The organism is Chelatococcus caeni, from assembly GCF_014196925.1.
Classification (GTDB): Bacteria; Pseudomonadota; Alphaproteobacteria; order Rhizobiales; family Beijerinckiaceae; genus Chelatococcus_A; species Chelatococcus_A caeni.
Genome location: NZ_JACIEN010000007.1, coordinates 145,975 through 158,515, shown reverse-complemented (window position 1 = coordinate 158,515; position 12,541 = coordinate 145,975). Strand labels below are relative to the sequence as shown.

Genomic DNA, 12,541 nt, shown 5'->3' with positions numbered 1-12,541 from the left:
GAGGGAGCGCCGCCCGCCCGCAACACTTCTCGTCCCTTGTCCACCCAGGCCGATCCGGAACCATGCTGCACTATTTCCTCAAACGGCTGTTGGGGCTCCTCCCCACACTCCTGATCGTCTCGGTGCTCGTGTTCTTCTTCGTGCACATGCTGCCGGGCGACCCGGCGCGGCTCGTGGCCGGGCAGGATGCGGACGAGCAGACGCTCGCCCTCGTGCGCAGCGAACTCGGCCTCGACAAGCCGCTGCCGCAGCAGTTCGTCACCTATTTCACCCATATCTTCGAGGGCGACTTCGGCCGCTCCATCCGCACGCGCCGGCCGGTCTCGACCGAAATCGCCGAGCGCTTCATGCCGACGCTGTTGTTGACGCTCACCAGCATGGTCTGGGCCGTCATCTTCGGCATGACGATCGGCATTGCCTCGGCCGTCTATCGCAACCGCTGGCCGGACCGGCTCGGCATGACATTGGCGGTCTCCGGCATCTCCTTCCCCGCTTTCGCGCTCGGCATGCTGCTCATGCAGATCTTTTCCGTCGGGCTCGGCTGGCTGCCCACCGTCGGCGCCGACAGCTGGAAGCACTACATCCTGCCGTCGCTGACGCTCGGCGCGGCGGTCGCGGCCGTCATGGCGCGCTTCACGCGCGCCTCCTTCGTCGACGTGCTGCATGAGGATTTCGTCCGCACCGCCCGGGCCAAGGGCCTCAACGAGCGCATCGTCATCCTGAAGCATTGCCTGCGCAACGCGCTCATCCCCGTCGTGACCATGATGGGCCTGCAGTTCGGCTTCCTGCTCGGCGGCTCCATCGTCGTCGAGGCGGTGTTCAACTGGCCGGGCGTCGGCCGCCTCCTCGTCGATGCCGTGGCGCAGCGCGACTATCCGGTGATCCAGGCGCTGGTGCTGATGTTCTCGCTCGAATTCATCCTCATCAATCTCGTCGTGGATCTGCTTTACGGCGTCATTAACCCCACCATCCGCTACAGTTGAGCCGGCCATGACCGATACCGCGACCGAGCTCGTCTCCCCCGCTTCCGCCACAACGGGCGAGGCCGTGCGCACGCCCCTGAGGGAGTTCTGGCGCCGCTTCCGCCGCCAGCCGGTGGCGCTCGCGGCGCTCACCTTCGTGGCGCTGCTCACGCTGCTGGCCGTGCTGGCGCCGTGGATCGTGCCGTTCGACCCGGAGAACTACTTCGACTACGACCAGCTCAATGCCGGCCCGTCGTGGTCGCACTGGCTCGGCGTCGACCCGCTCGGGCGCGACATCTTCAGCCGCATCCTGATGGGCGCGCGCATCTCGCTCGCCACCGGCCTTGCCTCGGTGGCGCTCGGCGGGCTCGTCGGCACGACGCTCGGCCTCCTCGCCGGCTATTACGAGGGCTGGTGGGACCGCATCGTCATGCGCATCTGCGACGTGCTCTTCGCCTTCCCCGGTATTCTTCTCGCCCTCGGCATCGTTGCCATTCTCGGCGGCTCGCTGTTCAACGTGGTCGTCGCCGTCTCCGTCTTCTCCGTGCCGGCCTTTGCCCGCCTCGTGCGCGGCAATACGCTGGTCCTGAAGCGCATGACCTATGTGGAGGCGGTGAAGAGCATCGGCGCTTCCGACTGGACCATCCTCGTGCGCCACATCCTGCCGGGCACCGTCTCGTCCATCGTGGTCTATTTCACGATGCGCCTCGGCACCTCGATCATCACGGCCGCGAGCCTCTCCTTCCTCGGTCTCGGCGCCCAGCCGCCGACGCCGGAATGGGGCGCGATGCTCAATGACGCGCGCGCCGACATGGTCAACGCGCCGCATGTGGCGCTCTTCCCGAGCCTTGCCATCTTCTTCACGGTGCTCGCCTTCAACCTGCTCGGCGACGGGCTGCGCGACGCGCTCGACCCGAAGATCGACCGCAAATGAGCATCATGTCCGTCCGGGATACCACCCCGCCGCATGTCGGCACGCTCACAGCCGGCCCGCGCAACGCGATCACCGACGTTGCCGGCGTCAGCGTCGGCCATGCGACGCTCGCCGACGGTCCCGTGCAGACCGGCGTCACGGTCGTGCGCCCGCACGCGGGGGACTTCTACCGCGACCGGGTGCCGGCGGCGGTAAGCGTGATCAACGGCTTCGGCAAGAGCATCGGCCTCGTGCAGGTGGAGGAGCTCGGCGTCATCGAGACGCCAATCGCGCTCACCAACACCTTCTCGGTCGCCGCCGTGGCCGAGGCGCAGATCCACCAGACGATCGCGGCCAATCCGCAATGCGGGCGGCGCCTGCCGACGGTCAATCCGCTCGTCTTCGAGTGCAACGACGGCTACCTCAACGACATCCAGGCCATGGCGGTCGGCGAGCCGCATTACCGCGACGCCTGCGCCGCCGCCGGCCCGGATGTGGCGGAAGGGGCGGTCGGCGCCGGGCGCGGCATGGCGAGCTTCGGCGTCAAGGGCGGCATCGGCACGGCCTCGCGCCGCGCCGAGGTGGCGAAGGGCCGCGTTTTCACCGTCGGCGCGCTGGTGTTGGCGAATTTCGGCCGGGCGGCGCAGCTCACCCTCGCCGGCCGTGCCATCGGACCCGTGCTCGCCGAGCGGCTCGCCGCCGTGAGGGAAGACGCCGCCGGAGGGGAGGGCGAGGCACAGGAGAAAGGCTCGATCATCCTCCTCATCGCCACGGACGCGCCGCTCGACACGCGCCAGCTCGGCCGCCTCTCGTTGCGCAGCGCCGCCGGGCTCGCCCGCACCGGCTCCGTCTTCGGCCACGGCAGCGGCGACATCGCGCTCGCCTTCTCCACCGCCTATACGCTGCCGCAGGATGCGGCTCGCCCCATGCCGGCCATCGCCATGCTGCACGATGCGCTCATCGATCCGCTGTTCCAGGCCGTTGCCGACAGTGCCGAGCAGGCCATCATCCATGCGCTGTGGCGGGCGGAGACGGTCACCGGCCGTGATGGCCACCGGCGGCAGGCGTTGCTCGAGCTGATGCCCGATCTTCCCTCCCTCCTTTCGGAGCGCACCGCATGAAGGTTCTCATCTCCGTCGACATCGAGGGCGTTGCCGGCGTCTACCACCCCGAGCAGACGCGCGCCGGCAACGGCGAATACGAGCGGGCTCGCCTGTTGATGGCGGAAGAGGCGAATGCGGCTGTCGCCGGGGCCTTCGAGGCCGGCGCGAGCGAAGTCATCGTCAACGATTCCCACGGCGGTTTCCGCAACATGCCGGCCGAGCGGCTCGACGCGCGCGCCCGGGTCGTGCAGGGCAAGCCGCGCTATCTCAGCATGGTGGCGGGCGTCGAGGAGGGGGTGAATGCCGTCTGCCTCGTCGGCTATCACTCGCGGGCCCACGGCCGCGGCATCCTCGCCCACACCATCAACAGCTTCGCCTTCGCCCGCATCGCATTCAACGGGCTGGAACTCGGCGAGGCCGGCATCTACGGCGCGCTTGCCGGCGAATATGGCGCGCCCGTCGTCATGGCGAGCGGCGATGACGTGTTCATCGGCGAGAACCGCGAGCTGTTCCCGCACACCGTCTTCGTCGAGACCAAGCGCGCCACCGGCTGCAACAGCGGCATCAGCCTCTCGCCGGAGCGGGCGCGCGAGGCGATCCGCACCGGCGTGAAGGAGGCGCTCGCCCGCCCGCCAGCGCCGCCGTTCCGTCTGCCCGGCCCCATCAAGACGCACATCCGCACGCAGACGCCGGCGCTTGCCGATCTCTTCTGTCAGTGGCCGACGCTGAGCCGCCTTTCCGGCGACGAGATCGGCTTCGAGGCGCCAACCGTCGAGGCGGCGGTGCGTATCGTCAATTCGCTTTCGGCGATGTCGACCATGCTGCGCTGACGCGCCGCATTCCCCTTGCAAGGACGCAGATCTTCCCTTTCCGCTCCACGCCCGCCAACAGATCGGACATTCCAGCCATGGCAGAGACTTCCGCGCCGCGCATTGTCTACGTCAACGGGGCCTTCCTCCCCATCGAGACCGCTTCCATCCCGGTGATGGACCGCGGCTTCCTTTTCGGCGACGGCATCTATGAGGTGACGGCGGTCCTCGATGGGCACCTGATCGACAACGAGCCGCATCTGGCGCGGCTCGAGCGCTCGCTCGGCGAGATCGACATTCCCAATCCGCATTCGCGCGAGGCGTGGACGGAGATCCAGCAGGCGCTCGTCGCCCGCAACAATCTCTCGGAGGGCCTCATCTATCTCGAGGTCACGCGCGGCGTTGCCGAGCGTGACTTCCTCTCTCCCGCCGGCCTCACGCCGACGGTGGTGATGTTCACCCAGGCAAAGTCCGTGCGCACCAGTGCAGCGCTGGCGAAGGGTGCCGCCGTCATCACCGTGCCCGACCTGCGCTGGGCCCGGCGCGACATCAAGTCGACCTCTCTCCTTGCCCAGGTGCTCGCCAAGCGCGCGGCGGCTGCCGCAGGCGTGAACGAGGCCTGGATGGTCGAGGGCGGGACGGTCACGGAGGGCGCCTCCTCTACCGCCTTCATCGTCACCAAGGCCGGTGAGATCGTCTCGCGCCCCCTGTCCCACGCCGTGCTGCCGGGTGTGACCCGCCGCGCCGTGCTGCGTCTCGTCGCAGAAAAGGGCCTGACCTTCGTCGAACGTCCCTTCACCGTGGAGGAGGCGCTCGCGGCTGAGGAGGCGTTCTTCACCAGCGCTTCCAGCCTCGTCATGCCGGTCACGTCCATCGACGGCCGGCCGATCGGCGGCGGCAGCCCGGGGCCGCTCACCCGCGAGCTGCGCCAGCTCTACATCGAGGCCGCGCTCGAGGGCCGGTGACCGGCCCCGCTCTCGCCCGGCCTCAAGGCCGGGCGAATTCTTCCGTCACCTCGAACACCTCTGCGTGGGACGCGACATGGAAGCGTCCCTCCGCCGTCACCCAGCCACGGAACATGCCGTCTGTGTTGTAGGGTGCCGTGACGGAGCCATCGGCCGCGACCGCGACGAGGCCGGCGCCGATGCCGTAGGGCGCGAGGTCCTCGTGGATGACCTTGGCCGCCGCAGCCGTGAGGCTTTCGCCGAGATAGGCCATGCGGCTCGCCACCTCGTGGCCGACCGCGTGGCGGATGAAATACTCCCCCTTGCCCGTGCCCGAGACGGCGCAGATGCCGTCGCGCGCATAGGTGCCGGCGCCGATGATGGGTGAATCGCCGACGCGCCCGACGGGCTTGTTGGTATAGCCGCCGGTCGAGGTCGCTGCGGCGAGGCGGCCAGCGCCGTCGCATGCCACCGCGCCGACCGTGCCGTGCTTCTCCGCCTCGCTCGCCAGTTGCGCCGTACCGGCCGCGGCGCGGGCCTTCATCCGGGCGAGCGCCTCGAGGCGCCGCTCGGTGGTGAAATACGAGGGATCGACGACGGCGAGGCCGGCCTCGCGCGCAAAGGCGTCGGCCGCTCCGCCGGCCAGCATCACGGCCTCGCCGCTCTCCATGACGGCGCGTGCGGCCTTCACCGGGTTGCGGATGCGCCTGGCGGCCGCCACCGCCCCCGCGGCCAGCGTGCTGCCGTCCATGACGGCGGCGTCGAGCTCATGCTCGCCCGCAGCGTTGAGCGCCGCGCCATGACCGGCATTGAAGTGGGGTGAATCCTCCATCACCACCACCGCGGCCTCGACCGCATCGAGCGCGCTGCCGCCGCCCGCCAGGACCGCCCAGCCCGCCTGCAACGACCGTGCAAGATCGGCGCGGGCGGCGACCCATTCCTGCTCGCTCAGGTCGAGCTTCGCCATGACACCACAGCCGCCGTGGATGGCAAGCGCGATCGGCCTCATCAGTGACCTCGTTGTTGGATGAATTTTCGGCAAGGGCCGGCAGCGGGCGCCAGCCGCGATTCGTCCCGCGACAATACTACTTCGGGCGCGGATGTTCATGACCGTCTGCGCGCGCAGAAGTGCCGACGCCCGAAGGCGTTGATCCTCATCGCCCGCGTTCCTGCGACGGCCGGCAGTTGATGCTTCAGGGAACAAAAGGTCCGTGCAGCCCGTTGGTTTCGGGCTGCATGGAGGTTGGAGGACGATATGGCTGATCTCATGAGCAGCGTGCCCCGGCCCATGCGGTTGGCGCGAAGGGCCTGGCTGGCGACTGCACGAATGGTGGCCGCTTACAGCATATTTGCACTGGCCTTCGGCTTTGCGCTTGCGATCATCCTCGGCGTCGTTCGCTGAAAGATAGCGAGGGCGGTCGCGGTTGCCTTGGGCTCACGAGCACGTCTGCGGCTCGCGCCCCGGGCCTCACCCCGCTATTGACCCGGCGCGCGGGCAAAGGCGTGCGGCAGTGCGGGATTGAGCCAGTGCATGCCAACGACATCACCTCTGTCGTCGCGCTCAAAGCGGATCCGGGTGAAGGGCGCATCGCCGGTCATGGCGATGATCGGTTCATAGACTCCCTCGGGTGACAGCCGCGCTGAAAAGACGTTCGGATCGTCCTTGCTGGCGTCGAGCTGGACGATCGCCTGCGTGGCTTCGAGCGTCATCCGGAGCTTGCCTTCGGCGATCGCCACCGACGCAGTACCCAGGACCGGCGAGACGTAGCGGCCTGCGAGGGTATTCGCATTGGCGGGCAACGGCCCCGTGGCAGATGACGCAGCGTCCTGCCGCTCCCGCTCCCGGCTCTCCCGCGCCGCCGCGGCAGCGAGCGCAATGTGGTCGACCTGCGGGTTGTCGAGAACACGGTCGTAGAACCACTGGGCAACGGCATCCGCCATCGCCGGGCTGCCGAGGTTGGTCAGGATGACGATGCCGGTCTTCGCATCCGGCAGGAAGCCGACATGGGCGCCAAACCCCGTGGTTCCGCCGTTGTGCCAGATCACGCGGCCGCGCGGCGTGGCGGCCACGGCCCAGCCCACGGCGTAGCTCGTGCGGTCGTTCATCGCGACGCGCGGCGTCCAGATCACGTCGAGATTGGCCTGCGAGACCAGAGCCTTGTCCCCGAAATGTCCGCGCCCGAGCTGCAGGCGAAGCCACTGCGCCATGTCAGGCACGTTGGAGTTGAAGGCGCCGGCCGGGCCGAGCGCATAAGGGAAGGACACATGGAAGGGGATCGCGATCGGGCGTTCGTCGGGCCTATGGCCCGTCGCGTGGTCCGCGGCCTGCATGATGGCTTCCGGGCTGGCCGTCGTCGACGTCATGCCGAGCGGGTCGAGCAGCGTCCGCTTGACCGACGCGAACCATGACGCCGCGGCGTCGACCTTTGCCACTACTTCGCCGCCGACCACGTGCGGGATGTTCAGATAGCGAAAATCCGAGCGGAAGATGCCTGTCTGCGGCGCAACGCGCAGGGATCGGATCAACGTCTTCGTGTCATAGCCGAGAAGCGCCAAGCTATCGTTGACGTAAGACGTGAGGCCGGAGCGCTGTGCCGCCAGGTCGAGAATACGAAAGTCGCGCGAGACCCAGGGGTCGGCGAGCTGGAAATCGGGCATGTGATCGGTGACGGGGTCGGTCCACTTCAGCTTGCCGGCATCCACCGCCTGGGCGAGCGATGTAGCGAGGAAGGCCTTGGTCGTCGAGCCGATCTGGAAAATGGTGCCGGGCGTGACAGCATCGCTCGTGCCGATCGTCTTGACGCCAAAACCCTTGCTGTAGATCAGCTTGTCGTCGAAGACGATGCCGATGGCGAGCCCGGGGACCGAGAGCGCCTCCATCCCGGCGGCAACCTGCTTCTCGAGCTCCGGCACGAGCGCGTGCAGCTTGTCGGCGGTGACTTCGGCTCGGGACGGATGAACGGCAGCGAGCGTGGCGAACGCGGCGGCGATCAGACCGCCGCAAGGTTTCGCGATGCTTCGCTTTCCCGGAATACGCGCAAGAATACGCGCTCGTGCGGCCTGTGACAGGATCATTGCAGCTCCCCAGCGCAATCGTGTTTCTGCAGCCTCAGGATGAATGTATCCGACGCTTGGCGCTTGGCGTCCAGCAGCAGAATTGCTCCCCGATCGATGGGCTGGGGGGTTCGAACGTTGCAATGTTCAGCCATGGCTGGCGGGCCGCTCTGGATCCGTCCCGGTGCGCGTGGTCACGGAGCCGTTTCCGCGGCAACTCACATCTCTTGCGGCGCAGCTGCTTTGAGCTTGTGGCCGACTTCGACGATGGCGTCCAGCGCTGGCACCAGTTGCTGGCCGAGCGGTGTAAGGGCGTATTCCACCGAAGGTGGCTTCGTTGGCTGGATGGTGCGCGTGATGACACGGCGGCTTTCCAGCTCACGCAGCCGCTGCGACAGCACCTTGGCGGAAATCGGCGGGATGTCGAGGCGCAGTTCGTTGAAGCGCCGCGGACCCGCGCGCAGGTGCCAGATCACGTTCGGTGCCCAGGCTCCGGCGATGATCGCCATGCATTCGGTCAAAGCACAGGTCTGCGGCGGCGGCGCACTTCGGTTCTTGCGGACTTTGAGGCTCATGCTCTCGACCGGTTACTGCAGGGAAACTCGTTTATTTAGTAACCAGCGGAAACTTGGTTGGCAAGGGTAACTACGCTGAATAGTGTCCGGCGATCCCCGCAACCAAGGAGGCTTTCATGCGGCTCTATTTCAAACCCGGCGCCTGTTCATTGTCGTCGCGGATCGCGCTGACCGAGATCGGCCTGGCCTACGATGCCTTGAGGGTCGACACCGAAGCCGGCCTGACGGAAACCGGTGCCGATTATCGTGCCGTCAATCCCAAGGGCTATGTGCCGGCTCTCGAACTGGACGACGGCACCATCCTGACCGAGAACCCCGCGATCCTTCAGTTCCTTGCCGACACCCATCCCCAGGCAGGTCTCGCGCCCGCCTACGGCACCCTGGAGCGGGCCCGACTGCAGGAATGGCTCAACTTCACCTCTTCCGAGCTGCACAAGGCATTCGGCCCCTATTTCCGGGGGCACCCGCTCGAGGAGGCGGAAAAGGAGCCGGTCCGACTACGCCTGGCCCGGCGTATGGGAGATGTGGAGCACGGCCTTGCCGATGGCAGGGAGTTCATCCTGGGTGACAGCTTCACCGTGGCGGACGCCTATCTGTTCGTCGTCCTGAACTGGTCGGGCTTCATCGGGTTTGATCTCGCCCGCTGGCCACATGCGGCGGCCTATGTGGCGCGCATCGCGGCCCGGCCCTCTGTCCGCGATGCCATGCGTCAGGAAGGACTTATCGCTGACGAGGTCGTGGCATGACCCAGGCCTTGAACGACATCTGCGCAGTCCTTCAGGACTATTTCGACGCACTCTATTTCTGCGACGTCGACAAGCTTCAGAGCGCCTTTCATCCTAGGGCGATCTACGCCACCGCTGACGAGACGCCGCTGCTCTATCGCACGATGGAAGACTATGTGCCTATCGTCGCCGCGCGCCAGTCGCCCGCCTCCCGCAACGAAGTGCGGGGCGATCATATCGACGCCATCGATCTGGCCGGCGAAAATACCGCGTTCGCCCGTGTGCGCTGCTCGATAGGCCAGCGCGATTTCGTCGATTTCCTCACCTTGGTGCGCACGGACGGCCGATGGCGGATCATCGCCAAGGTCTTTCAGATCATCGAACGCCAGCCATAGGAAGCGAGCGACATGCCGTATGTGAACATCAAGATCACGCGCGAAGGCGCAACGCCGGAACAGAAGGCCGAGCTCGTCAAGGGCGTGACCGACCTTCTGATGAACGTGTTGGACAAGGACCCGGCAACCACCTTCGTCGTCATCGAGGAGGTCGCGCTGGAAGATTGGGGAGTCGGTGGTCTTCCCGTCGCGGAATACCGGAAAACGCTCGCCGCGACCCCGGGCCCTCGGCCTCGATAAGCACGGCCATTCCGCGGTCACCCATGAGGGTGTAATCGCCGACGGAAAGGGGAGTCATGGATCCGAGGCGTGACTCAGCCTGATGCGGTGGCCGCCCGGCGGTACGGTTCGATCGTCACGCGCTGCCTTCGGCGGTTCTGATCAGCGGAAGTCCGCTCTCCTCATCCTTCACCCGATGCAGGTGGACGGGGGTCTCGGTGATCACCACTTCCAGGGTGGGCCTAACCTCGGCGCGCGCGAGATGCCCCGCGACGGCGGTACCGTCCCTCTTGCCCAGCACCGCGTGGATGTGGAGGACGGGCGAACGCTCGCTGTCGAGCGCAATGTTGCCGACCATGGCCGCCACCTCGCTCTGCTCCTCGACCGGGATCGGCAGGTATTCCTTCGTCTCCCATTCGAAGAAGGAGAGTTCAGCGCTTCTGAAGGCACCAAGTGCCGTCAGCTGTGCCGCTGAGAGTTTTTCAGCCTCTGCCAGACCCCGCAGGCTCTGCATCACCTCCTCGCCGGTTTTCAAGACGGCGAGGATGGTGCGCAAACCGGCCTGTTCATTAAGCAAGCGCGTCTGCATGTCTTTTCCCTTCCATGTGCTTCACCGGGGACGCGTGGCGGCATGGGTCCTGTAACGGGCCTCATCCCGTTTGGTTCCGCGCCAGGCGATCGAGGGTGTCCGATGACCGATGGCTGCGCACGAAGTGCCGAATGCTGCGATATCGCCTGGACGGATGCGGCGACTGATCGCCGATATGGCCGCGGAACTGCGCGCGCTGATGAGCGGGCCAAGCAGCTCAACCGCCGCTTGCCGCTCCCGGACCTTGTTCCTTGAGATCCGGCGGCATAACTTGAATGGTCGACTTGGAGCGCGTTCCGCCAGGTCCTGGCTCGCTTCGACGGCCGCGATCTTACGCCCCCTCAAGGCTCCGCCTGGGCCTGCGAACGACTCTCACTTTCCCGCTGTTTCCGCCGCCGCAGAAAAAGCGGTCGCCGCCGTCGGATTCCAGCCCTGAAACGCCGGTCCCCGGGGGCATGTCCAGCCGCTCGAGCACTTCACCCGTCTCGGGATCGATGCGGCGGACCTCGCTCTGGCTGTCTTCCCATGTGCCGTGCCAAAGCTCGCCGTCGACCCATGTGACGCCGGTGACAAATCGATCGGACTCGATCGTGCGCAGCACTTTTCCTGTCTCGGGATCCACCTGATGGATCTTGCGGCCGCGATGCTGCCCGACCCAGAGCGAGCCCTCTGCCCAGGCAAGACCCGAATCCCCGCCATTGCCGGGCGCCGGTATCGTGGCGATCACCTCGCCGGTCTTGGGATCGATCTTGCGGATCACGGCATCGGCAATCTGGAACAGGTGCTCGCCGTCGAAGGCGGTCCCGGCATCGGCCGCGATGTCGAGCGATCGTGAGACTTCTCCGCTTTCGGGATCAAGAGCATTCAGCCTGTCGCCGGTGGCGAACCAGACCTGATGGCCATCGAAGCTGACGCCGGCGACGTCATCGATATCGGGAAAGGGCCCATATTCCCGGATGATTTCGGCTGCCGAATGTCTCATGGGCCGATCCTAACCGGAAATTCCCGCGACGGGGAGCAACAAGCTTGTCGGGAATCCCGGCACGCGCGACGCGATCCAGCGGCAGGCCCGCCCGCGCCCGAAGGCCTCGACCTTGTTGTCCTGGGCAAGTTCTTCGAGCGCCCGCTGCACCGTACGCGGGCTCACGCCGAGCGCCAGCGCCAAAGCGGAGCTGGACCAGGCTTCGCCGTCGCCGAGCAAGGCGAGCACTTCGGCATGGTTGCCTTCGACGGGCGGCGCCAGCACGGCAACATCACCTGCCGCGTGAGGCTGCAGGACAAACCCTTGTTTGGTCGCGCTCAGGGCCGCCAGAGGCTTGATCGCCTCACGCAGCCGGGCGATTTCGACACGCAGCCGCGCACGCTGTGTCTCGTCGGCATGCCGCGCCCGGAACACACGTTCGAGAAGCGTTTCGCGCGGTACAACCTCCGGCCACCTCTCCGCAAGAGCGCGGACGAGGGCGAGCAGCACCGGGCGGGTAGCCAGCGGAAGGACCATCGTGCCTGCACGCACGACATTTCGGCAGGCGTCCACAAGCAGCGCATCCGAGGCCAATAGCGTTTCGACCTCGTCGAGATGGAGCAACCGCGCTCCGTCTCGCGTGATGCAACGCGCGGCCGGCGCCTCGAAGGTTCGCGCCGCCTGGTCGACCTCGGCCGCGAGCGCGGGAATGCGTGCGATGTCCGCTGCCCGCCGGGCCCGTTCCAGGGCGGCTCTTGCCGGCCCTGTCCTGATGCGCCGGATGGCTATGCCCGCCATCACCAGTTCGCGCCCGACGCGCGACGCGCGCGGCAGAATGTCGACGTCGACCTCGCCGAGCACCTCTTCGGCCTCATCGAGGCGGCCGATCAGGAGAAGGCGCCGGGCTTCGAGATAGCCGGCGTGCGCGGCGTTCGTTCGGTCACCCGACGCTGCGAGCACCGCCCGCGCTGCATCGAGCGTTTGCAGGGGCCGGCCCAGATCACGCGATACGAGCGCGATTTCGGCTTCGGCGACGATGCAACGCGCGCGGGCCACGGGCTCTTTCGGGCCGAAGGTACGGCCCGCGCGCCGCAGGAGTTCCCTGGCGCGCGTGAGGTCGCCGAGCTGCGCCATCGCGATGCCGCGTAGCGCCAGCGCCGGAGGATCATCGCGCAATGCGACCCTCTTCAACGCGGCGAGCGCGTCGCCGGCCGAGAGGGCGCGTGCCGCGGCCGTGATCAGCGAGTCCATCGAAATCCCGTCACACTTGTAACTCTCACCCGGCCCTTCGC

General features: G+C 67.1%; 15 protein-coding genes. 9 read left to right on the top strand and 6 right to left on the bottom strand.

Annotated features, from left to right (window positions below; genetic code table 11):
- Positions 1-62 precede the first annotated feature (62 nt).
- The 5 genes from gsiC (at position 63) to GGR16_RS22345 (ending at position 4,752) form a co-directional block, all read left to right on the top strand.
- Positions 63-983, top strand: a complete 921-nt coding sequence (gsiC, locus tag GGR16_RS22365) for a glutathione ABC transporter permease GsiC (RefSeq protein ID WP_019404202.1) — start codon at positions 63-65, stop codon at positions 981-983.
- A gap of 7 nt (positions 984-990) precedes the next feature.
- Entirely contained in the window at positions 991-1,896 is a 906-nt protein-coding gene (gene gsiD, locus GGR16_RS22360) for a glutathione ABC transporter permease GsiD (protein WP_019404201.1), read from the top strand.
- Complete coding sequence (locus GGR16_RS22355; protein WP_425486594.1) at positions 1,893-2,996, top strand: DmpA family aminopeptidase; 1,104 nt, start codon at positions 1,893-1,895, stop codon at positions 2,994-2,996. The genes gsiD and GGR16_RS22355 overlap by 4 nt, the downstream gene beginning before the upstream one ends.
- Positions 2,993-3,808 (top strand): M55 family metallopeptidase, encoded by an 816-nt coding sequence (locus GGR16_RS22350; protein WP_183318262.1) that lies wholly within the window; start codon positions 2,993-2,995, stop codon positions 3,806-3,808. The genes GGR16_RS22355 and GGR16_RS22350 overlap by 4 nt, the downstream gene beginning before the upstream one ends.
- 77 nt (positions 3,809-3,885) lie before the next feature.
- Positions 3,886-4,752, top strand: coding sequence for a D-amino-acid transaminase (locus tag GGR16_RS22345; RefSeq protein ID WP_183318260.1), 867 nt, complete (start codon positions 3,886-3,888; stop codon positions 4,750-4,752).
- Positions 4,753-4,774: 22 nt separating this feature from the next.
- On the opposite strand, the gene GGR16_RS22340 is transcribed toward GGR16_RS22345, so the two are convergent.
- A complete protein-coding gene (locus GGR16_RS22340; protein ID WP_183318258.1) occupies positions 4,775-5,740 on the bottom strand; it encodes an isoaspartyl peptidase/L-asparaginase family protein in 966 nt (321 codons plus the stop codon).
- A 246-nt stretch (positions 5,741-5,986) separates the two neighbouring features.
- Here GGR16_RS22340 and GGR16_RS22335 point away from each other — a divergent pair, with 246 nt between their 5' ends.
- Positions 5,987-6,133, top strand: coding sequence for a hypothetical protein (locus tag GGR16_RS22335; protein ID WP_156332734.1), 147 nt, complete (start codon positions 5,987-5,989; stop codon positions 6,131-6,133).
- A gap of 74 nt (positions 6,134-6,207) precedes the next feature.
- Here GGR16_RS22335 and GGR16_RS22330 read toward each other — a convergent pair whose 3' ends face one another.
- Positions 6,208-7,806: a serine hydrolase domain-containing protein gene (locus tag GGR16_RS22330; RefSeq protein ID WP_183318256.1), complete on the bottom strand. Its 1,599-nt coding sequence runs from the start codon at positions 7,804-7,806 to the stop codon at positions 6,208-6,210.
- 197 nt (positions 7,807-8,003) lie between these two features.
- The gene (locus GGR16_RS22325; protein ID WP_026015483.1) at positions 8,004-8,360 is read right to left on the bottom strand and encodes a winged helix-turn-helix transcriptional regulator; all 357 of its coding nucleotides are present in this window, start codon (positions 8,358-8,360) and stop codon (positions 8,004-8,006) included.
- Positions 8,361-8,476: 116 nt separating this feature from the next.
- On the opposite strand from GGR16_RS22325, the gene gstA reads away from it, so the two are divergent.
- Genes gstA through GGR16_RS22310 form a run of 3 tightly spaced genes read left to right on the top strand, consistent with a single transcriptional unit; the run spans position 8,477 to position 9,720 of the window.
- Positions 8,477-9,106 (top strand): glutathione transferase GstA, encoded by a 630-nt coding sequence (gene gstA / locus GGR16_RS22320; protein WP_183318254.1) that lies wholly within the window; start codon positions 8,477-8,479, stop codon positions 9,104-9,106.
- Entirely contained in the window at positions 9,103-9,480 is a 378-nt protein-coding gene (locus GGR16_RS22315; RefSeq protein ID WP_183318252.1) for a nuclear transport factor 2 family protein, read from the top strand. The genes gstA and GGR16_RS22315 overlap by 4 nt, the downstream gene beginning before the upstream one ends.
- A 12-nt stretch (positions 9,481-9,492) precedes the next feature.
- Positions 9,493-9,720 carry a tautomerase family protein gene (locus tag GGR16_RS22310; RefSeq protein ID WP_183318250.1) on the top strand — a complete coding sequence of 76 codons (228 nt, stop codon included), beginning with the start codon at positions 9,493-9,495 and terminating at the stop codon, positions 9,718-9,720.
- A 115-nt stretch (positions 9,721-9,835) separates the two neighbouring features.
- On the opposite strand, the gene GGR16_RS22305 is transcribed toward GGR16_RS22310, so the two are convergent.
- The 3 genes from GGR16_RS22305 to GGR16_RS22295 all read right to left on the bottom strand — a co-directional run bounded on the left by GGR16_RS22305 (position 9,836) and on the right by GGR16_RS22295 (position 12,500).
- The gene (locus GGR16_RS22305; protein WP_019404190.1) at positions 9,836-10,288 is read right to left on the bottom strand and encodes a PPC domain-containing DNA-binding protein; all 453 of its coding nucleotides are present in this window, start codon (positions 10,286-10,288) and stop codon (positions 9,836-9,838) included.
- 331 nt (positions 10,289-10,619) lie between these two features.
- Complete coding sequence (locus GGR16_RS22300) at positions 10,620-11,270, bottom strand: Vgb family protein (protein ID WP_183318248.1); 651 nt, start codon at positions 11,268-11,270, stop codon at positions 10,620-10,622.
- A gap of 9 nt (positions 11,271-11,279) precedes the next feature.
- Positions 11,280-12,500, bottom strand: coding sequence for a helix-turn-helix domain-containing protein (locus GGR16_RS22295; protein ID WP_183318246.1), 1,221 nt, complete (start codon positions 12,498-12,500; stop codon positions 11,280-11,282).
- Positions 12,501-12,541 lie beyond the last annotated feature (41 nt).